The organism is Paraglaciecola sp. L1A13, assembly GCF_009796745.1.
GTDB lineage: Bacteria > Pseudomonadota > Gammaproteobacteria > Enterobacterales > Alteromonadaceae > Paraglaciecola.
The window spans coordinates 1,829,480-1,851,936 of the sequence record NZ_CP047024.1; the positions used below are offsets into that span (position 1 = coordinate 1,829,480).

14 protein-coding genes are annotated in these 22,457 nt (G+C 41.3%); 6 read left to right on the plus strand and 8 right to left on the minus strand.

Translation table 11 applies throughout. The features are described from left to right. Position 1: 1 nt before the first annotated feature. From GQR89_RS07695 to GQR89_RS07715, 6 genes are all read right to left on the minus strand, one after another. Entirely contained in the window at positions 2-451 is a 450-nt protein-coding gene (locus GQR89_RS07695) for a DUF2721 domain-containing protein (RefSeq protein ID WP_158769508.1), read from the minus strand. Between the two features lie 2 nt (positions 452-453). After that, entirely contained in the window at positions 454-1,875 is a 1,422-nt protein-coding gene (rimO, locus tag GQR89_RS07700; RefSeq protein ID WP_158769509.1) for a 30S ribosomal protein S12 methylthiotransferase RimO, read from the minus strand. A gap of 369 nt (positions 1,876-2,244) precedes the next feature. Beyond that, positions 2,245-2,418: a hypothetical protein gene (locus tag GQR89_RS21495; RefSeq protein WP_233269115.1), complete on the minus strand. Its 174-nt coding sequence runs from the start codon at positions 2,416-2,418 to the stop codon at positions 2,245-2,247. Positions 2,419-2,554: 136 nt separating this feature from the next. Further along, positions 2,555-2,974 carry a hypothetical protein gene (locus GQR89_RS21500; RefSeq protein ID WP_233269116.1) on the minus strand — a complete coding sequence of 140 codons (420 nt, stop codon included), beginning with the start codon at positions 2,972-2,974 and terminating at the stop codon, positions 2,555-2,557. Positions 2,975-3,251: 277 nt separating this feature from the next. Next, on the minus strand, positions 3,252-4,379 hold the full coding sequence (locus tag GQR89_RS07710; RefSeq protein ID WP_158769510.1) for a PepSY domain-containing protein: 1,128 nt from the start codon (positions 4,377-4,379) through the stop codon (positions 3,252-3,254). 134 nt (positions 4,380-4,513) lie between these two features. Then, positions 4,514-6,646, minus strand: a complete 2,133-nt coding sequence (locus GQR89_RS07715) for a TonB-dependent siderophore receptor (RefSeq protein WP_158769511.1) — start codon at positions 6,644-6,646, stop codon at positions 4,514-4,516. Between the two features lie 719 nt (positions 6,647-7,365). Between GQR89_RS07715 and GQR89_RS07720 the strand changes: the two genes are divergently transcribed. The 6 genes from GQR89_RS07720 (at position 7,366) to GQR89_RS07745 (ending at position 19,455) form a co-directional block, all read left to right on the plus strand. Next, positions 7,366-9,411 carry a bifunctional diguanylate cyclase/phosphodiesterase gene (locus tag GQR89_RS07720; protein ID WP_158769512.1) on the plus strand — a complete coding sequence of 682 codons (2,046 nt, stop codon included), beginning with the start codon at positions 7,366-7,368 and terminating at the stop codon, positions 9,409-9,411. Between the two features lie 172 nt (positions 9,412-9,583). Continuing rightward, on the plus strand, positions 9,584-11,857 hold the full coding sequence (locus GQR89_RS07725; RefSeq protein ID WP_158769513.1) for a CehA/McbA family metallohydrolase: 2,274 nt from the start codon (positions 9,584-9,586) through the stop codon (positions 11,855-11,857). Positions 11,858-12,140: 283 nt separating this feature from the next. Further along, positions 12,141-14,015 carry a PAS domain-containing sensor histidine kinase gene (locus GQR89_RS07730; protein WP_158769514.1) on the plus strand — a complete coding sequence of 625 codons (1,875 nt, stop codon included), beginning with the start codon at positions 12,141-12,143 and terminating at the stop codon, positions 14,013-14,015. Between the two features lie 35 nt (positions 14,016-14,050). Beyond that, complete coding sequence (locus GQR89_RS07735; RefSeq protein ID WP_158769515.1) at positions 14,051-14,431, plus strand: response regulator; 381 nt, start codon at positions 14,051-14,053, stop codon at positions 14,429-14,431. Between the two features lie 537 nt (positions 14,432-14,968). Further along, positions 14,969-16,984 carry an oleate hydratase gene (locus GQR89_RS07740; RefSeq protein WP_233269117.1) on the plus strand — a complete coding sequence of 672 codons (2,016 nt, stop codon included), beginning with the start codon at positions 14,969-14,971 and terminating at the stop codon, positions 16,982-16,984. A 482-nt stretch (positions 16,985-17,466) separates the two neighbouring features. Next, complete coding sequence (locus tag GQR89_RS07745) at positions 17,467-19,455, plus strand: ATP-binding protein (RefSeq protein WP_158772183.1); 1,989 nt, start codon at positions 17,467-17,469, stop codon at positions 19,453-19,455. 320 nt (positions 19,456-19,775) lie between these two features. On the opposite strand, the gene GQR89_RS07750 is transcribed toward GQR89_RS07745, so the two are convergent. Then, positions 19,776-20,774: an NADP-dependent oxidoreductase gene (locus GQR89_RS07750; protein ID WP_233269119.1), complete on the minus strand. Its 999-nt coding sequence runs from the start codon at positions 20,772-20,774 to the stop codon at positions 19,776-19,778. 571 nt (positions 20,775-21,345) lie between these two features. Next, complete coding sequence (locus GQR89_RS07755; RefSeq protein WP_158769516.1) at positions 21,346-22,116, minus strand: SDR family NAD(P)-dependent oxidoreductase; 771 nt, start codon at positions 22,114-22,116, stop codon at positions 21,346-21,348. Positions 22,117-22,457 lie beyond the last annotated feature (341 nt).

A 22,457-nucleotide genomic window follows, 5' to 3' on the forward strand; every position in this document is an offset into this window, starting at 1 on the left:
GCTAATCGTCATGAAATTCTTTACCCATTTTCAATGTGCGAGTGGCCAGCTGCACTTCTTTTAAAAATGAAATCAATGCGCTGATAAGTAGCAATAAGGCAATAACGAATAAGATGACGATTGTTTTGGTCAAATCAACGACTAAAAATTCGCCGATAAATAAACTGCATACCACCGCACACACAAACAGTGCCGAAGCAGTACACATGCCGATTGAGCGATTGATAATTTTTATACGGCGCCACAAATATTTTAATTCAATTTGTGAGATTTTTAATTTTTCTGGACTCTTGAGAATGGCTACACGCCTTTCAATGATCCTCGCTCTGTCAACTATCCGGCCTAAACGCCCAGACATAACATTTAAGAAGCCCGCAATACCGGTCAACATAAAGACCGGTGCGACGACAATTTGAATAACCTGAGCCAAATCAGAAATCGAAGATTCCACTATTAACGACTAACATCGCTGTTTACTGGGCGTGAGGCCCATAAATCGTACTCGTCAGCATGTTCCACTGTGGCAGTAATTAAATCGCCAGGTTTGAGCGTAACGTCGCCATTTAAATAGACTAAACCGTCGATTTCAGGGGCGTCAGCAAAACTACGACCAATAGCGCCTTCTTCGTCGACTTCGTCTATTAATACTTGAATGGTTTGTCCTATTCTACGCTGTAGTTTAGCGGTGCTGATCTGTTGTTGTTTTTGCATGAAGCGTTCAAAACGCTCCTGCTTTATTTCTTCGCTTAAAGGGTCTGGCAAATCGTTGGCTTTGGCGCCCTCTACGTCAGAATATTTGAAGCAGCCTACACGGTCTAATTGCGCTTCATCTAAGAAGTCGAGCAACATTTGAAAGTCTTCTTCTGTTTCGCCAGGAAAACCAACAATAAAGGTCGAGCGAATAACCAATTCAGGGCATAGCTCACGCCACTTTTTGATACGCTCCATGGTGCGTTCGGCAGCAGCTGGGCGTTTCATCAATTTAAGGATGCGCGGACTGGCATGTTGAAATGGAATGTCTAAATAAGGTAATACTTTGCCTGATGCCATCAGCGGCATGATTTTGTCGACCGAAGGATACGGATAAACATAGTGCAAGCGCACCCACATGCCCATTTCGCCGAGTTTTTCGCATAACTCTGTCATGCCGGTTTTAACAGGCATACCATTCCAGAAACCCATTTTGTTTTTCACATCGACGCCATAAGCACTGGTGTCTTGTGAAATCACTAATAACTCTTTAACCCCCGCATTTTTTAGACGCTGAGCTTCATCTAATATTTCACCGATAGGACGGCTGACCAAATCACCACGCATTGATGGAATAATGCAAAAGGTGCAACGATGATTACAACCTTCAGATATTTTTAAATAGGCGTAATGACGAGGTGTAAGCTTAACGCCTATATCCGGTACCAAGTTCAAATAAGGGTTATGACTAGGTTGTGGTAGGTGCTGATGCACTTGATTCACCACTTCTTCATAAGCGTGTGGCCCCGTTATAGCAAGTACATTGGGGTGTACTTCACGGATTTCGTCTTCTTTAATGCCTAAACAACCAGTAACAATCACTTTACCGTTTTCAGCTAAGGCTTCGCCTATGGTGTCCAGTGACTCTTGTACAGCCGTATCGATAAAGCCACAGGTATTCACTATGACTAAGTCTGAGTCATTATAGGTATTTACCACGTCATACCCTTCGGTGCGCAGTTGGGTCAGAATACGTTCAGAATCCACTAAGTTTTTAGGACAGCCCAGGCTAACGAAACCGATCCGTGAACCGGTTGATAAGGTTGCTGGCTTGTCGGCTTCAAGGATCTTAACCGGGGTTTCTAGGGTCGTGGTTTGCTTGGGATTAAAGGTTTCAACAGTCATCAAATGCTCAAAGTAAAGTAGTGTGTGGCAACGAACGCCAAATTGCGCCGATTATAACGGAAATACAATGGGATTCACATGGAAGATGATTGTCTTTAGTTTACCTTCGCAGCGAGAGTAGCACGTCAGTATCTGAGAAATGGAAGGGCTGAGCTGACAAACATAAAAAACGGCGTAATAACGCCGATTTCCTTACGTAAATGTAGTGACTTATTTTGTTAAATCCTCTTTTCGCTTTGGCTTAGGGTCTTCTTTACGCAGTATAAAAAATGCGGCGCTGAAGAATAGGAACATCCATACCGGAGGCTCAGGTACATCATTGGTGTTATCACGTTGTAGTTGAACATATTGTAGGTCATAGGTCATAGGTCATAAGTCAGCAATATATTCTAATGCCAGTGACAAACCATCATTGCCTGCAATCCTACGGCCAAGCCAGTTATCACTAAATGTCAGCATAGTTGTTGCTAGGTCAGTGATTACATTGCCGTCACCGTCTGGAATATCACCGGGGACATTTAAGAAGTTGTAATCAAAATTCATCACAGTATCAAAATCGACAAAAGAATAAATAGTGAATGAGTTGTATAAATCCAACCATGTGAGATTACCGGTAATATCGACCGCGTCGTAGCTTAATCCTCGTTAGGTGTCCATTATCTCGAACACCCGGTTTGTATTAAGTGCGGTCACGTCTCCGTCGAAGGTCATCAACCGGGGCTATTACTAGGGCTGATACTTGTGCCCGATAAAAATACGTCGCTAGCAAAATATCTGCGCCCATAATGTCACCTGTTAACGTTAGTAACTCATTATCGGCCATTGTGATTAGCCCATTGTTTATGATTGACCTATCTAACGTCTCGCCATCAGAAAAAGAAATCAAGCTGCCTTTTGTATTATTGATAAGACCATTTTTTTCGAACTGAGCACCTTCGAGATTATTAATAACACCGCTATTAAATAAGATGTCGTTGACAACAATGTGACCGCGATTAATGAGTTGGCCTTGGTTGATAATCGTGCCAGATTTAACGTCGGGTGTTCCTGTGTTGGTTATCGAGCCTGACGATAACAAGACTCCATTGTTATCAGTCACAATTACGCCATCGTTGTCGATACTCGTGTCATCTCATTATTGCGATTGCGAAATATTTTGCGAATACATGCTTCTTTAGGGAGAGTAAGATTGCTGTTTCCTACCGAAAAAGTTGGTGTGGTGTCATGAGTATCGATTGATACTTTTTGCAGTGTGGTGCTGTTTTGGGTTTATATAAAAAGCCTTCATCCAAAGAAAAATATACGATGTATTCCTTCTTGGGCCTCCCTGACTCGACTATGTCGGGCGAAAATATGCGCAATCTACCGCTAATTGTTCAACCTGATATCTGGGCGTTGCTGCTGTGTAACTTTCGGCGATTGTGCTTCGATTGCGTTTTCATTCTACGGGTTTTATAAAATAAATAGCAGCCGGTGAACCCGAGTAACAATGGGCTTAATCCGAGAGTGGACCAAACAAGTTTACTCAATAAGCCTGCAAAATCGCCAAAATGTAATTTTCTGAAACTGTCAATGATCACCGCTCCAGTAGTGTTATCGCGGACATCTTGTTGGTGGACCCACTCGCCTGTCTGACTATCGAACGTGATGGTACTGGCGTATTCACTATTAAGTGGATTAAACGTTGGTACATCGCCAAAAAAAGTTATCTGCATCTCGTCTTCATAAGGTAGTACCAAATAAGTTGGGGTAAATTCGCTTATTAGGGTTTTGGCTTTGTCGTGTAGGTGTTGAATTGATAACTGCTTATCGTATCTAGGCGCTACTTGAGTGGGGATTGGGTCGTGGGCATGCTCAGTGTATTCATGCAACAGCTCTGCTGCGTTCCAATAACCACCGGTGATGGATAAAATCAATAATATGGGAGAGGCGACGATACCAACCATTTTATGCATGTCACTAAACAAAATACGTTTTGCGCCTTGCCAGCGTAAGGTCAAAAAGCGTTGCCAGAACTTGCGATAAATAATCAGTCCACTAAGGGCTAAAAACAGCAGAATGCACGACACCACAAAACCGATGATGATACCGGCATTGTGCATTAACAGGGTGAAATGCAAGTCCAATAACCAGTCCGTGAAATCACTGTTAAGGCCCACTGGTTTGGATAGCAAGTCGCCTGTGTATTGGTTAACATAGACTTTAAACCAGTCGCTACTTTTGTGTTGAATAATATAGGCTGCATCTGAACGTTGCTTGTCGTCAAATATTTCCCAGGTGCCAACCTCAAAATTGGGGTGAGCGTTTTTTACTGAGTCTATTAATGTGTCCAGCGGCAATCGTTCTGCCGTTTTTGCTACGTTGACTTGTAACTTTTCTGGCATTAAGAGGTTATCGATTTCTGCCTTAAAAACCAGAATACTGCCGGTTAAGGAAATAAGCAGCATGGGAATGAGCGCCAAGAGAGCCCCATAAGCGTGCCATTTATGAAGTGTTTTTCGCATATCATTCGGTCCTTAATCTAACAAAAAAACGATATGCATTATTTGTCATATCGTTTTCAATCGAGCGTGTGTTTTTAGTAAATAGCGCGCTCGTTTTGATCTGTAATGTGGCTATTGGATATCGTTTTGATTGTTTATAACTTCCAGCTTAAGGTGGCATTGTAATTAACTGGTGCGCCGTAAAAACCTTGTGCCCAATACAAGCTATTAATGTATTTTTCATCTGTGGCATTATTGACATTCACCGTTAAGATGATGGCATCGTTAATCTGGTATCGCGCCATTAAATCCACCACGCTATAGGCATCTTGTGCGGTGGTAATAGTATCTCCGGCGTTAGAGAATCCTTCACCGACAACTCCTTGGTTGCGTGATGTTTTGTTCTGCCAGCGCATATTAACGCCCACACTGAATTGCTCCCACTGCTGAAACTGATAGGTCGCGCCAAGCTTTAATAGTTGGCTGGGGGTATACGCTTTTACCGTTTCATCGCCTTCAATTTCAAAATTGGTATAGCCGATGCTGACCTGTAAGCCATCAGACAGTTGACCTGCAATATCAAGCTCAAACCCGTTACTGTTTATACCGTCTGCGCCAATATAGCGTTGCTCTGCTATAGGAAGGTCAGCGGTGGCAGGATCAACAATAGCCACATTGACTTGCTCGATATCGAAGTATGCAAAAGAGGTAATAAGCGAATCATTTAGCCATTGACGTTTAATTCCTATTTCACGGCTCTCACCGGTTATAGGAGCAAGGATGTCGTCATTAATGTCGACTTCAGTTTGCGACACAAAGGTTTCGGTATAACTTGCGTAGGCTACGGTGTTAGGCATAAATTCATACACCGCACCTAGATAGGGGATAAACTCATCATCATCAACATCTTGCAATACTCCGTAAGATGTCCCTTGTGCGTGCCACTCATTGAAACGACCGCCCGCGATAATATGCAAGCCATCGGCAACATTAAAACGTCCGGTAAAATAGGCTGCTTTTTGTTTCGTTTGTACATCACTGCCAGTTAGGGCATCCGCAAAAGTGGGTTTAGGGGTATTGCCATCCCACGTGTTTAAATTGGTGATAGGGGGGAATCCGTTACCTGTGGTGTAATCATATAATGACGAGTCTGTGTAACTCATTTTGGCGTAATTAAGCCCAAATACCACTTGGTGATCCCGATTAAATAAGCTGAAATCGCCACTCACATACAAATCAAATAAGTTATGTTCATCGTCTAAATCATACTCACTTCCATAACCCGTTAGACCCAGCTCAGTTTCTTTATCAGGGGTACCAAATACATAAAAAAGCTCGGTATCTTCATCTGTGCTTTTATGGGAATAAGTACTGCGTAGCGACCAATTATCATTAAAGTAATGACTAAGCTCTACTACTGTGTTGTTTTTGATCACCGTCCAGTTTGACCAGTTAGCTGAGGTGTTGGTAGATGTATCATAATCCGTCGCACTGCCGTCTGTGTAAAATAATGGCAGGGCACCCCAGTTGTTGCCTTTTGCTTTGTTATCAAGGTAACTGTGGCTTAATGATAACTTAGTGCTGTCGGACAGATTGGCCTCTACGAAACCGTAAATTAGCGTTTTGTCTTGCTCGTAGCGGTCAAGGTAAGAATCTTGTTCCTGTTTTACCGCGACAACTCGTGCGGCCACGTTATCAGTAATGGGCGTAGATACATCCGCATCAATACGCCGATTATTCCACGAACCTATGGTCGCGTTGACCTTCGCTTGCGTATCAAGGGTTGGTCGTTTACGGATAAAGTTAATGGTCGCCGATGGATTACCCACCCCAGTCATTAAGCCATTTGCCCCGCGTATTACTTCAACTCGTTCATAAATAGCGGTGTCTTCATCTGCGTGATTATTTCCGCTGGTCAGTGGCAGTCCGATACCGTCTATTTGAAAGTTAGTAATATCGAACCCACGTGCCGTGTAGTAAGTACGGTCGGTTTCGATACGTTGCACATTTACGCCTGTGGCACTGTCGAGTGCATCATTAATATCGTTCAACTGAAAGTCTTGCATTTGCGCGCTGGTTATCACTGATACTGACTGGGGAATATCAAATATATCTAAATCTAATCGAGAGGCTCCGCTAGCTGAGTGAGCGCCATATCCATCAATATATGAGCCCGTTACTTCGATTTTCTCAATGGCTTTTGCGTCGTTTTGATTTGTTGTTTGGGCAAGTGCCATATTAGTAAAAACGGTCAGTAAGGTGAAATAACTAAATCTTTGCTTAATCATGATGGTGGACGATGCCTTTTAAATGAGTGGTGTTTTAGTAACAAGATTATTCCACACGCAAAACGCAATGTAAATGATATCTATTATCATTTGAGTGGGAGGCTTGGTTTATACCTGAAGATAAATTATTTACTATTTGTCTGACTTTTCCTGTCTCATTAAGAAGTATTGTTCATTATTGAGGCCGTACTTGAATCGCTAAAAATGGTTAGCATGGTTATTTTTGACGTTATAGGTGTTCATTACAGGGCGCGGCTCACTAAATCGATCAGACAATCGAAGTGGCATAAGTGACTGGAGGGGGGAAGGTACAGATTGAATTCTGACTACGTATTGATAACCGACCAGTCAATAACACGAATCTGTTTCAATCTAGTTGAGGCATTCACTTTCTAATTTTGTTATGTTTCAAAGGATTCAAATAACTTATTTATGGCGTTTTTGCGTACGAAAGTACGCGCGTTGCTCATTGCTTAGATCAGAAACAGCGTTTATTCTAACCACCGACTAAAAATATAATTTGCATAAGATTGATAAAAAACTTAACGCGATATGAAAACCCAAATTTCACTTTGCCAATGTTTCGGTACTATATAGCTAAAAAAGATAGCTAAAAAAGCATAATTGAAAAATGCTGTTACTGCTCAAAATGAGTGATTAAATGCCGATACATTTATATTTTTTAATTGAACATTAGATAATTGACTGAATTAGATAATATGATTACAAGCGCTTTTCGCGACTTTAGATCCCGAGCCATACTTGCATTTATAACCTGTTCAATATTGGCGTTAATCGGTCATCGCGTTGGTTTAATGGACGTTTCACTTGATCTGTTATCTCCTACAACACTCGTTGGTATTGAAAACTATGATGAAGGCGGCATGCAAAGTTCGCTTGATCTGAACAATCACCTGATAACGGTGGCTTGTAGACTTTCTCAAACCAAAACTTATTCTATTTGTGACTTGAAGCTCAAATACAGCCATGACGAAAAAATAAGCCAAGGGATCAATCTTTCTGATTATCAGTCAATTGAAATTGTAGCCAGTATTAAGAGTCCAGTAGAACGCACCAATATAAAGTTACATTTGCGAAATAATAACCCAGCATATTCAGTAGAAGATATTGCCGTTAGTGATAAATTCAATACGATTGAGTTCGAAATTCGTGATGAAATAACGACGTTAAATGTTCCTACAAAAGCGCTGTTTGTAGCACAGTGGTGGAAAAAAGAACGAAATATTGGCTACGAACAATCCCATGTTGATTTATCCAATATTGTATTAATTGAACTTATTATTGACGACGCTAAGGTTCCAGGTGACTACGTACTAACGTTGCACAGTTTTCATATATCGGGCGAAATTATTTCTGAACCTGATCTACTTATGATGATTTTATTCTTACTCTTTGTGACGATTGTATTACTGACTATACGCCAAAAGAATAGTCTTAAAATAATCTCAACCACAGACTCACTTACGGGGTTGCTTAATAGGCGAGGATTGATTCTAAAAGTAGATAAAGAATTCAAAAGCACTGTTGCTAATCATTCAATGAGTTTGTTTTATTTTGACGTGGATGATTTCAAAAAAATAAACGATACCTACGGGCACGTTGTGGGTGATGAACTACTCGCAGCTATTTGCCTGAAAGTGAGCGAACTGCTAACTGAAATGAACTTAAAAGTGCATTCTTCATTTGCAAGATTAGCTGGTGACGAATTTGTGCTTATGATTACTGATTGCGACAACCAGAAAGCAGTTGAATTTAGTCGCAGAATTATAGCGGTATTAGTTGATCCTTTGGCCGTCAGTGGTTGTGAAGTCAAAGTGGGTATCAGTTTAGGCGTAGCGTATTCCAATGGTGAAAAAATCACCTTTCAAGAATTGATGTCTCGGGCTGATTCAGCGATGTACTGCGCTAAAAAACAAGGCAAAGGTCAGTTTAAGTTATTTGATGATAGTCTTGCATCTGCCATTTATTTCAAAAAGAACATTGCTGAGAATTTAAAAAATGCATTGTTAGAAGACGATTTTACGCTTCGATTTATGCCTATTTTTACGTGTTCTGATTTAAAACCCACTCGAGTTGAAGTGCTTATTCGATGTAAATCAGCGGCCATGCATGGAATTACTCCCGATATATTTATTCCGATTGCAGAAGATTTTGGCATTATTGAAAGCATCGATTTATGGGTCATTGAAACGACCTTTAACACGATCAATACGTATTTTATTGCCGATAACCGCACGGCCCCCGTATTTTGTATCAACATATCGGCTATTGAATTAACCAATAATAATTTTCCAAAACAATTAAAAACCTTAATTGAAAAACACGGTATACCTCCTAGCCTAATTGAATTGGAAATTACAGAAACGAGCCTAATAGAGGCGGATGAAACCAGTTTTCGAATACTAAATGAGTTGAAAATAATAGGAGTGAGTCTAGCGTTAGACGACTTTGGTACTGGCTATACCGCGTTTAATCAACTGCTTAACTACCCAGTAGATTGCTTGAAAATCGATCGGACATTTGTGGCTGATATTGATGCTAACAATCCTTCAAAGATGACGATGGTCAATGCGATCGTTTCTATCGCTAAGTCATACAATTTAGTTACCATTGGCGAGGGGATTGAGACCCAAGAACAACTTGATTATCTACGAACAATTTCATGCGATTATGTGCAAGGTTTTTACCTCTCAAAGCCGTTGCTATTTAACGATTTAGTGGTGCTTTTAAATAAGAAAAAATAATCTTTTTGCTAAATTAGCTTTCAGTGTGATTTGAATAAATGTGTTCAAAGGAAACTATTACAAGCTCAATACGACCCGTTGCTCATTGCTTAGATCACAGGCAACGTTTACCCTTCCTGCGCGCATTCGCTAAATAGACATTCTATTCATCATTCATCATCAGGTAATCTTCATGATAAAACCGTTTAGTAACGCCCTTGTAACTAGTGCTCTTATATTGGTCACTGGTTTGGTTGGGACAGCACAGAGTTATGCTGCTGTCTCTATTATTCAGGGTAAGACCATTATTCCCGCCGGTAACGCAACATCTGATAAAGACCTCACTATCAGAAATGACAAGTTAGCATTTTCTTTAGCATTAGGTTCCGCTCCTCCATGGGGGGTTGCTCGTGGCTGTATTGTTGATATTGCTAATGTTACCGACGACGGGACATTAAGCAGTGACCGCGTTGCCTTTGCTGATTTCATTCCAAATAACTGGTCAAGCTGGCCTAATACCTATCAAAGGGTTGATATCCTTAAAGACACTCAAGATGAGGCAATTGTTAAGATTACGCGTGACTTTGCCAAGGTTGTTATTACGACGGTGTACAGTCTTGAATCTGGTTCTGACCGTATTCATGTCAAAACCACTATGACCAATGAAGGCGAGGCATTAACGGATATGTTATCTGGTTATACTTTGTGGCCGGACGGTGGTTATAAGTTTGCCGTGCCAGGCTACGGGAATAACCCCGAAGTGGTCGTCAACAATCCTATATCAGACCGATTTATTGGCTACGATGCTGATTGGGCCGTTGCACTGCATGCACCCTATATGACTGAGCTTAAAAACCAGTCTCGTGATTTATATACCAAGCATAATTTGGGTAAATCAGAATCAATGTCATTTGAAGGCGATTATCAAGTGCTCGCCAGCGGTGATCTCTCACCAGTCGTGCAGGCAGAGATTGAACGCAAAAATCAAAAGGCCGGATCACTAACCGGAAGCGTCAAAACCCAAGAAGGTAAGCGGATTGTTGAGCCCGCTGTGGTGGTGCTTAAAGATGGCGTGCCATACATTTGGGTATTGGGTAAAAATGGCCAGTACAGTATTAATCTGCCCGTGGGAAACTATCAGGCGTATGCGACCGGTAAAGGTTTTGCCAACAGCACAATGCATGACGTCAAAATTACCCACAATGCGTCACAAGTTCTGTCATTCGATGACCTTTTGTCTCCTGGGGAAGTTAGTATTGAGGTAACAGATGCCGAAACTAAGTCTGCATTAGACGCTAAAATTCAAATCGAAAAAGGCAGTAAACCACTGATTGAATTTTTTGGTGCGCAAACCTTTTTTACAGAACTGGATAATATTGGTCAGGCTAATTTCACACTGGCCCCGGGTGATTATCAGCTTAGCATTTCAGCAGGAGGTGACTTTGTCGCTAAGCCTGTATTGATTAACGCCAGTGTTGCACCTAACAAAACAACTCACTTAGCCAGCGCAATTCCTGTCAGCACTTACCCCACACAACATGGCTGGTATGCAGGTGACTTGCATCATCATGCAGATGTTATGGAGGGATCAACGTCTGCCGAGTATTTGGTTCGTTCGCAACTAGCCGCGGGTCTGAATGTGACATTTGTGAGTGACCATGACTCAACAGCAAATCATGCTGCCATTAAGGCGCTATCGGATAAGCGTGGGGTGCCATTTATTCCATCGATAGAAATTTCGCCGTCGTGGGGGCACTTTAATGCATTTCCGATTGATATTGGCGCACAATTATCTGTCGACCCAGGCATAGATGATATCCATCGTATTATTAAAGATGCACGGCGCATGGGGGCAACGTCTGTCGCTTCTAATCACCCTTATATTCCTTACGGTTATCTGAGTAGTCTGGAGAAAAACACGGTGCCAGGTGGCTTTGATCCCTCCATTGACTTGATTGAGATCAATGCAGTAGTGGATTACCAGAAGGCCCTTGAGAAAGCGCGTCAGTTTTGGTCCGAAGGACTGCCTTATTATTACACAGCAGGCACCGATACTCATGATGTGTGGAACGAAACAAGCGGTTTAAACCGCATGTTCGTGTATACCGCGAGCAAACCAGACGCAAAAGCGTTTGCACAAGCAATGAAAAGTGGTCATTCCTATGTGTCTTTTGGTCCCATTATCTACCCCAAAAACGTGATGTTTGGCGACACGTTAAAGCTAGCTGAAAATCAGTCCCAATCCATCCAATTTGACTTGTTATCAGTCAATGGACTTAAATCTGTGCAGCTTCTTGGCAATGATGGTGTTATCGCTCAGCGGACAGTAACCGGGGAGAGTGTATCGGTGGCTTTTGAGGTGCCGCAAAAATCCGGTTGGGTAAGTTTGGTGGTAGAAGATACTAAGGCACACAAAGCCTTCTCAAATCCAATTTGGCTTAAAATGGTCGATAAAACGCAATTTTAATATGGGAGTAGCGTCCGAAGTCGTTAAATAAAACGCTGATTAGCGTGTTTATTAATATATAAAAACGGGGTAGGTATTTTAATATGACCCCGTTTTTTGATCCTATCTGTGAGAGAATTTATTCCCTTGTTCTAAAAGGCAAATAAGGCTGATTGTCAAAAATGGACGAGCAATAAATGTTGTCTAGAGCAGGGAGAAAAACAACCATTCGAATATGTCACTTAATGTGCAAAAGTGTCTATGCTTACCTGACTATCCCTTTTAAAGGTTAATAAGCACATTCATGTCTTCAAAAAATACCTCGATAGACGCCCCGCAAGACAATTTAATGGATAATGCGGCGATGTTAGCCGCCGTTTTAAATACGGTGACCGACGCTATCATTACCATGAGCCAATATGGCATTGTCCAGAGTTTCAATCGTTCGGCAGAACGCATATTTGGTTATAGCGCTGATGAGGTCGTCGGCCAGAACGTAAAATTGCTCATGCCAGATCCGTATTACAGCGAACATGATAGCTACCTTAAACATTATTTATCTACCGGCAATAAAAAGGTCATTGGAGTCGGGCGTGAGGTGCAAGCTAAGCGTAAGGACGGAAATGTCTTTTTCATGGAATTAAATGTAAACGAAATGACCATTTCAGGGGTAACGATGTTCGTGGGTACCATTCGTGATATATCTGACAGAAAAAGTGCCGAGCAGGATTTAAAAGACAATCAAGCGTCACTTCAGGTGATTGTTGATAACACGGTTGATGGTTTGATTACGATTAATGAAGTAGGCCGCGTTGAAACATTTAATAAAGCGTGTGAAGTACTATTTGGCTATAAGACTGCAGAAGTTATCGGGAATAATGTGAAAATGCTCATGCCCGAGCCGTATCATAGCGAACACGATGGCTACCTAAAAAATTACCATACCTCCGGTACAAGAAAGATCATCGGCAGTGGGCGTCAGGTTGAAGGTAAAAAGAAAGACGGTACCATTTTCCCTATGGATCTCTCTATCAGTGAAGTCGATATAAAAGGAAAAAAAATATACAGCGGTATTATAAGAGACATCACTGAGCTACAAGAGGCGCAGCAGCGTCTTGCTGCGGTTCTTGATAATACGGTTGATGGTTTAATCACCATCGATGAGAACGGGTGTATTGAGCATTACAATAAAGCGTGCGAAGCTATTTTTGGCTTCAACGCAAGGGAAGCCGTTGGGCAGAATGTTAAAATATTGATGCCTGAACCGTATCATAGTGAACATGATGGATATCTAAAAAATTATCATAATACGGGATCGAAAAAGATCATAGGCAGCGGCCGTGAAGTCGTTGGGTTAAGGAAGAACGGTAGCACCTTTCCCCTGGACCTATCGGTAAGTGAAGTGAACGTTCAAGGACGTAAATTGTATAGCGGGATAGTGCGTGACATCTCTGTTCGCAAAAAGGCTGAGGCTGATATCAAGCAAGCTAATTCAGAACTGGAAGAGTTTGCTTATCGCACCTCACATGATCTTCGCTCTCCTTTGATTTCGTCGATTGGACTACTGGATATTGTTACACACTATATTCAACAAGGAGAAACAGATAGTGCACTAGCCAGTATAGGGTTAATTCAAGTGTCTTTAGGAAAGCTAGAAGATCTTGTTAAAGACATTCTTACTATCACAAAAGTGCAACATGCAGAAGAAGACTCCCAGTGCATTAATACTCAGCTATTCATCGACGATACGATTGATAAAATACGACATATGCCTAATTTTGAACGATTAGACATCAGGTATGATTTACGCTTCAATGGTGTTCTTTATTTACCCAAAAGTCCTTTTGCGTTAATCATTGAAAACTTACTTACTAATGCAGTTAAATATCAGGATCTCACAAAGAGCCATTCTTTCATTAGAATTTCGACTTCTAACAGCAAGACAAACTTTGTACTTGAGGTGAGTGATAATGGGTTGGGTATTCCAAAAGATCAGCGTCAAAACCTTTTTAAAATGTTTAAACGTTTTCATCCCAAAACGTCTTTTGGATCCGGGCTTGGATTGTATTTGATGAAAAAAAGTGTAGACAAGCTTCACGGTCAGCTTAAATTTGAAGATATAAAAAATGAGACTAGGTTTATTGTCGTATTGCCTATTAATGCAGTACAGTCAACCTGATAACATGGACAATACATTAACCGCGAGTAATTGTAATGACAGTAGGTTCCATTCTAATTGTTGATGACAGTGACATAGACCAATTTATTTTGAAATTCATGATAGAAAAGTACGATGCTGATATTACAATTTTGCAAGCTTATGATGGTAAAGAAGCACTGGATATTTTGCAGGGTTTGGATAGTCAGCCTGAACTTATTTTTTTAGATATCAATATGCCACGTATGAACGGTCATGAATTTTTAAAAGTATATGAATCGCTTCCTCAACATGATTCGGCCGTTATTATGCTGTCTTCCTCAGATGAAGATAGCGATAAGCAGCAATCTCTTGCCTATCAAAGTGTCAAACAATACCGTACCAAACCAATAGCGAAAGCCGATCTAGAAGAGATTGTTTGTGGGGCGAATGAATAACACGTTATACGTCGCAGAAATTATCGTTCGCAATGCAGATTTCGCTGGTGGCTAATTTTATCTAAACCTTCTATAGATTATTTTAATGGCGAAGGTGGATTAATTACTCAATCTATCCATTCAGTCAGGGGGTTAGGTACTCTGGTTTTTTATTTCCGCCCATTAATTTTAATTCTTTTGCCAGTTTTGCTACGTAGTTTGAGACCAAATGGATTGTCAATATTTTGCATACGTGAGCAAAGTAAAAACGAACACGTAGTCGAGCAATAAACCAAATACCGCCTTCATTATAATCGTAAACCCATTCTTTTAATGCTGGAAATAGGCGAATCAGCGGCGCTGGTTGCGTCCGATAGGCTCCTTATTTCATGCTTGATATAGGTCAATGAAAACACGATTTGACCTGTGGATGGATTGTTATGTATGTAGACTGCCAACATATTTATAAGGTGCTAGGCCTGAACATTTCAGTTACGTTTTTACTGTGGCTAACACTAGGCTTATTTAATATTTTCTATTTTGCTAAGGAGTCACACCGTGTCACGAAATTCTGAAATTGACCTAACAAAACTCAAAATTCATATCGAAGCTATGAACAAGAAATCATTTAATGTGTCTCCAGATGCTTCAACATATCATTTGCATAATGGGGTTGATACGACCCTTCCTCCTCCTGATTTGCATGGCAGTTATACTAACCATCGGCCACTGCCAACACCCGGAATTGAACAACGCCATGCCTATATAGTGGGTACGGGGATCGCAGGGTTATCGGCCGCTTTTTTCCTTATCCGTGATGGCCATATGCCTCCACAGAATATCACCTTTTTAGAGGCCGATAATATAGAAGGAGGTGCGCTTGATGGTGCGGGGAATGCACAAGACGGTTACCTCGTTCGAGGCGGTCGAGAAATGGAAATGGCCTATCAGAATTTTTGGGATGTTTTTTCAGAGATCCCAGCGTTGGAATTACCCGCGCCGTTTACCGTATTGGACGAGTATCGAATTGTTAATGATGTGGATAAAAACTGGTCTAAAGCACGTTTATTAGAAAAGCAGGGGCAGCTAAAAGATTCTTCAATTATGGGTTTGACCAAGTTGCAACAAATAGAATTGGTCAAGTTGTTATTGGCACGAAAAGAAGATTTAGACGATATCACTGTGCAGCAGTGGTTCAGTGAAGGCTTTTTGAATTCCAATTTTTATATGTTTTGGCGCACCATGTTTGCTTTTCAAAATTGGCATTCGGTTCTTGAAATGAAATTGTATATGCATCGTTTTTTACATCTTATGGATGGTTTGAGTGACATGACAGCTTTGGTATTTCCTAAATATAACCAATACGAAAGTTTTGTTCTTCCGCTGAAGACCTGGCTGGTAGAGCAGGGTGTGAAGATAACGTGTAACACCATGGTAACGGATCTCGATATTGAGTCCACAGACGATGTAATGACGACAACCGGTATCAAAACCATTGGTATTAACGGTGCTGATACAATAAAGGTTAATGAACGCGATCTTGTGTTTGTTACCACCGGTTCCATTGTTGAAGATACGGCCTATGGCAATGATGACACGGCGGCTGAACTAAAGTTACAAGGCGAGGATCCAAATACAGGGTCGGGTTGGCAATTATGGAGAAACCTCGCCGCAAAATCTGCAGTATTTGGGCGCCCAGAAAAATTCTGCGGCAATGTAGATGCATCCACATGGCAATCTGCCACCTTAACGTGTAAACCCTCCCCACTAATAGACAAGCTGAAAACCCTCTCAGTGAATGATCCGAGTTCGGGTAAAACGGTCACCGGTGGGATCATTACATTTACCGATTCTAATTGGTTAATGAGTTTCACCGTAAACCGTCAGCCTCATTTTCGTGACCAGCCTAAAGATGTGGTTGTTATTTGGGTTTACGGACTGATTATGGACAAAGACGGTAATTATATTAAAAAGCCAATGCCTCAATGCACGGGCAAAGAAATCCTTGCGGAAGTTTGCTATCACTTAGGGCTAATCGAACAAGTTAACGACGTAATGGCAGCCACTAAAGTCCGTATCGCATTAATGCCGTATATTACTAGCCAATTTATGCCTCGAGCCAAAGGAGATAGGCCGTGGGTAGTGCCGCAAGGCTGCACCAATATTGCTTGTATGGGGCAATTTGTTGAAACCCACAATGATGTGGTCTTTACCCTTGAGAGCTCTGTTAGAACCGCACGGATAGGTGTTTACAGCCTATTAGGCATTAAAAAACAAGTGCCCGATATCTACCCAGGTCAATATGATATACGCCGATTGTTACGGGCGACCCGCACCTTAAACAATGATGATGCGTTTTTAGGTGAAGGGTTGTTGCGTCATTTCTTAAGTGGCACGTATTTCGAACATATCTTGCCGCTTGGACCAAATGAAAGCCCCGCAGATCTGCATAAATCGGGTTTGTTTGAGCAACAGTTAAAATCGGTACGCGATATGTTTGAACACAGTCATCCGTTAGAAAGTGCCAGAGCATGGATCCAAGCGCGTTTGGACTCCCTACACGGGCGCGACTAACCCTTAGATGCATTGATGGCTAAAAAGCCTGCTGTGGACAGGCTTTTTTCTATTCATCATTATGTCGTACTATCTAAGGCCGCATGTAGGATAATAAACGGGTGAGAATCGAGATATTCAACCACGTTAATCCTAAAATAAACTGAGGGGCATAGTTCGTTAACGGCCCAGCCCCTCGATTAATGATTCGCGAGATAATGTTATCAAAAGGAGCATATCTCTCTTAATAACGCATCGATTACTCAATCCTCATGGAATAACAGACTAATCCCCCTTGAACGCATATTGTTTTTTCAGTAAAGCCGCGCTTTGCCGCTATTGATTTAAACGATATAGTCGTGTGATAGATATCTCTACTAAACTAATAACGCAGTTTTAAGCTAATCATGAGCTTAATTAAAAAACGGAGAGAGATTGCGGTGCAAAATTTAAAGCCACTGTATCAAATTACTTCAGATAGTAGCTTGCCATACACCGACAAAATGGTGGCATTGCTGCAATTAGGTGTGGATTATTTTCAGCTTGAAATGGGTATTATTAGTGAAATTCGGGATGCAGACTACATTGTCCGTCATGCTATCTCCCCAGATAATTCGCTTCTTAGTGGTACCACTTTCAACCTAGCCGATACGTACTGTGTGCATACGTTAGGCACTAATCAAGCGCTATCTTTTTACCATGCAGGCAATAGTCATATTGCCCAGCACCCATGCTACTTAAACTTTGGACTAGAGAGCTATATCGGCGCCCCTCTTTTGGTCGAAGGAAAGCGTTTTGGTACGATTAATTTTTCAGCAAGCGCCCCCCGTAATCAGCCATTTAGCGCAGAAGAACACGACTTTATAGAAATACTTTCACACTGGGTCGGCAACGAAATAGCGGGGCATGAAAAGTTTACCCTGCTGCAAGAACAACAGAAAATGATGGCTCGTCAGCAAGATGTCTTGGAACAAATGGGGCAGGTAGCAGGAGTGGGCGCCTGGGAACTTGATTTAATTGAAGGGAAATTGTTTTGGTCAGCTGTAACTAAAAAAATCCATGAGGTAGACGATGATTTTGTACCGGATTTAGTAAACGGATTAAATTTTTATAAAAAGGGAGAAAATCAAGCGCGTATTACCGCATCGGTTCAAAAAGTGATTGAACGGGGGGGGCATTTTTCTGGCGAATTTGAGATTATTACCCAAAAAGGAACGGCTAAATGGGCCGCTGTGAAGGGCAAAGCAGAATTAGAAAATGGGAAATGTGTTAGGTTAGTTGGCGCATTCCAAGATATAACAGAACAAATCTATTATCGGGAGCAATTAGAAAAGAGACACCAAGAACTGTCATTAGCGCTTGAGGCCCGCAGTTTATTTTTAGCTAATATGAGTCATGAAATTCGCACGCCGATTAATGGTGTGCTCGGCATGATACAAATATTGGAAGCGTCTGCACTTGTTCCTGAACAACAACGTTTTTTAGGCTTAGCCAAAGATAGTGCCACGTCTTTACTCGGCATTATCAATGATATTTTAGATTTTACTAAGATTGATTCAGGTAATTTAACGCTCGAAAATGTGCCGGTTGATCTTAAACACGTGCTCAATAATTGTGTCGATATTTTCAAACCTATAGCGAAGGATAAATCAATCGAGGTAATAAAAAACTTTGATGACATTAATAATGTTGTCGTTGTTACTGACCCAACGCGTATACGCCAGATTTGTTCTAACTTGCTGTCAAACGCAATGAAATTCACTCATCATGGGCAGGTTAGTATAGCCACCCAACTGACCTTGCGGAGCCAAAACCAAGCCTCGTTAACCATCACAGTAAAAGACACGGGAGTTGGGATCACTGAAAAGCAACAAGCACTCCTGTTTTCACCTTTTAGCCAAGCAGATGTATCCACTACCCGCAAATTCGGTGGCACCGGACTTGGCCTGTCTATTACTCGCAAAATATGCCAATTAATGGGGGGAGATGTCAGTGTTCAGAGCATTGCAAATAAAGGCAGCACCTTCAGCGCAAATGTTGAGGTGGGTATTCGCCTCGAAGAAGCACAAGCAATAGGTTCATCCTCTTTGCAATCAAAAACGACCGATTTACACCATCTTAGAGTGTTGGTCGTTGAAGATAATGAAATCAACCAAGTGGTGATAAGTGAAATGTTAAAGCAACGAGACATTTCCTATGACATCGTCAACGATGGAGTAGAAGCCTTAGCCATACTTGAGCATGAGTCAAAACAAGCTCGCTTTTTCTCGTTGATACTAATGGATTGCCAAATGCCAAACATGGATGGCTATCAAGCTACGCAACATATTCGGCAGCTAACAAGCTCCGTTGCGTCCATTCCTATTATAGCCTTGACCGCCAATGCAATGTCAGAAGAGCGTGAAAAGTGTTTTGCCTGTGGTATGAATGAATATTTGTCTAAACCTGTAGAACAGACACGATTATATTCAATGTTAGAAAAGTTTGCTTAAAACCGATTATTTGAATTAACCAGCGTTCAATATTTTATGCTCCAAAAAGGGAATGTGACGAAATATGAATATCAGGTCAGTGCAAATCCCTACCAAGCGCTGTTTTGATTAAAAGATATTCTGCTTTATGGTTTTGCTTCCATTGCAGACAGTGACGCCTGTACATAGTTTGCCAAAAAATACCCATCGCCTGTTTTATTAAAAAGAGCTTACTTCATACTCATCTTTTGTGCGGCTGATGAATACTATTTCACTCACCTTTACTAGGGCTAATTATTGCCGATAAACAGCTTTTGCAGCCATCGGCAATAAAAATGCGATCACTCAGCTGAAATACGCACCAATTGTTTGCCAAAATTTTTGCCTGTCAGCATACCTTGAAACGCCGGTATTGATTGTTCAATGCCCTCAGCTATGGATTCACGGTATACCAGTTTGCCTTCCTTGACCCATTGCGCCAATTTCTGGGTAGTCTCTTGGTGCTGATCTTGCCATTCAGTTTGTACAAAAAAGCGGGCTGCTGGTGGGTTGGGGGATTTCGCTAGAATATCTTGAGGCGTTTGTACCTTACTTAGGTCGGTATCATTATAATTAGAAACATAACCACATATTGGAACTCTTGCGCCAGGATTCATTAATTTAGCAACGGCGCGCGTTACAGCGCCACCAACATTTTCGAAATATATATCTATACCATCAGGACAGGCTTGTTGTAAGTCTTTTTCGAGGTTTCCTGCTTTGTAGTCGACGCAGGCGTCAAAGCCTAGCTCTTCAACAACAAATTTACATTTTTCACTGCCACCTGCAATACCAACGACTTTGCAGCCATGCATCTTGCCTAATTGACCTACAATCCCGCCAACTGCACCTGAGGCAGCTGAGACTACTAACGTATCGCCTTTTTGTGGTTTACCGATTTCGTTTAGTCCGAAATAAGCTGTACGACCAGTCATGCCTGCTGCACCAAGGTAAGCTTGCAGAGGAATGCCAGCAGCCTGTATTTTATACATCATTGGCGCGTCATCGGGTTTGATAAAATATTCCTGCCAGCCGCCATAAGCAGTAATACGGTCGCCCACAGCATAATTATCTGAACGAGACTCCATTACTTCCCCAACAACTTCGCCCGTCATGGTGCCGCCGATAGGAGTTGGCGCTGCATATGACTTCATGTCATTCATACGTGGGCGCATATAAGGGTCCAAAGATAACCACAGAGTACGGACGAGTATTTCACCTTCAGCTAGTTCTGACAGGGGTTGCTCTTCAATTCTAAAGTCTTCATTTTGCGGCTCGCCATTTGGCCTTTTAGCTAACACGACTGCACGATTTACATATTGACATACTGAAATCCTACTCACTGTGATTAATTGATTAACCGTTAGTTGAACATATTCATTGCTTTTCGGAAGCATATTAGCCATTGTAAAAAATGATGAATGGTTATTATTTATGGCTATAAACGTTAATTCAAAGTTAATCCGCAGGTGTACCATCCCTATAAGTATTTGAATTTAAGGTGTTTTATAAAACATTTCACATCGAAGACTTTCGCTTGTGTTGGCTTTAATCGCCGTAACATCAATACGTATTATGCAATCAGCGACTAGTTGGTTCGTTATTGATACTTAGGCTGGCAAACGTCCATTGTCTAAATATTCGTACCATTCAGACCAAAAGATATAGGGCACTGTTTTGAGAAGCAGTGCGTTATATTAGTCTTATTTACTTTGTTATAAGTCGCAGATTAGTTTAGATATAAATGTGCTTTGCAAAGTGCATATACTAAAAAGCCAGCGACAAACGCTGGCTTAAATACCGTCTACTTGTTCAAGCTCAGTACGATCCTGAAATGAACAGTGGTATTCAGGCCTAAAATTTTAGCTGAGCTTAACCTGCATTTGCTACTTGGCCACCATCTAAAACAACAGTGTGTCCGCAAACATAGTTGCTCGCACGGGAGCAAAGGTAAATTGCAGTGCCGGCAATATCAGCTAGTTCGCCAATTTTTCGAGCGGGTAGATTTTTCACGATTTCCTGTTCATGTGGTAGAACGTGTTTCGTCATGTTGCTAGGGAAAAATCCAGGAGCAATACCATTAATATTAACGTTGCTTGGACGAAGATCTGCTGCCATATGACGTGTCATTTGAATCACAGCAGCTTTACTAGCCGAATAAGAATAATTGTTCATGTGCGGATGGGTGAGCCCATTGACGGACGCAATATTTACAATCCGTGAAGGTTCATCTGCGTCGCCAGCTAAGCGTAATGCCGGCAATAAACGTTTGCTTAGAAAGAAAATAGATTTCACGTTTAAATCCATTACCTTATCCCAACCTGCTTCAGGGAACTCCTCAACGGGCGCTCCCCAGGCCGCCCCTGCATTATTAATTAGTATGTCGATTTTAGGCTCTCTTTTAAGCATTTCATCTGCAAAAGCGTCAACTCCGGCCATCGTTGATAAATCTGATTGAATGGCTATACATTCGCCTAAAACAGATAGTTCAGTAGCAGTTTGCTCAAGCTGTTCAAGTTTACGTGCAGTAATATAGGTTTTGACGCCACTTTCGACGAAACCACGCGCAATCATGGCGCCTATTCCGCTTGACCCACCGGTCACTACGGCGACTTTGCCGGTAACTGAAAATAAATTTTTCATATATGATCCCTATTATTTAGAAAGTGCTTCTTTTTTGAAGTGCTTAGTGCATTTAGTGTTAATAATATGCTTAGTTATGTTATAAATTCATGATAATTTTTTGTTAATGGGAATAGTAAAGTGCATTAGACAGCTAAATTTTTTTACAAAAGCTTGTCTGGTAGATACATTATTATTTTTATTAAGTCTATGTTTTAGATGCTATTTCATATAGTAATTTCGATATTTTACAGCATTATAAAGGTCGATATTGCGTGGGGTTTCGCTCTAAACTATTCGTTCGTTATTTCATAGTGAAGTGCGAAATGGTGATACGCGAGTGTTTATTTTTTTTACGTTAG

What these genes read in the sequence shown, in the direction of transcription:
- rimO (WP_158769509.1), bottom strand. Translation starts at nt 1,875, where the DNA reads ATGACTGTTGAAACCTTTAATCCCAAGCAAACCACGACCCTAGAAACC.
- GQR89_RS21495 (WP_233269115.1), bottom strand. Translation starts at nt 2,418, where the DNA reads ATGAATTTTGATTACAACTTCTTAAATGTCCCCGGTGATATTCCAGAC.
- GQR89_RS07710 (WP_158769510.1), bottom strand. Translation starts at nt 4,379, where the DNA reads ATGCGAAAAACACTTCATAAATGGCACGCTTATGGGGCTCTCTTGGCG.
- GQR89_RS07715 (WP_158769511.1), bottom strand. Translation starts at nt 6,646, where the DNA reads ATGATTAAGCAAAGATTTAGTTATTTCACCTTACTGACCGTTTTTACT.
- GQR89_RS07720 (WP_158769512.1), top strand. Translation starts at nt 7,366, where the DNA reads ATGATTACAAGCGCTTTTCGCGACTTTAGATCCCGAGCCATACTTGCA.
- GQR89_RS07725 (WP_158769513.1), top strand. Translation starts at nt 9,584, where the DNA reads ATGATAAAACCGTTTAGTAACGCCCTTGTAACTAGTGCTCTTATATTG.
- GQR89_RS07730 (WP_158769514.1), top strand. Translation starts at nt 12,141, where the DNA reads ATGTCTTCAAAAAATACCTCGATAGACGCCCCGCAAGACAATTTAATG.
- GQR89_RS07735 (WP_158769515.1), top strand. Translation starts at nt 14,051, where the DNA reads ATGACAGTAGGTTCCATTCTAATTGTTGATGACAGTGACATAGACCAA.
- GQR89_RS07745 (WP_158772183.1), top strand. Translation starts at nt 17,467, where the DNA reads ATGGTGGCATTGCTGCAATTAGGTGTGGATTATTTTCAGCTTGAAATG.
- GQR89_RS07755 (WP_158769516.1), bottom strand. Translation starts at nt 22,116, where the DNA reads ATGAAAAATTTATTTTCAGTTACCGGCAAAGTCGCCGTAGTGACCGGT.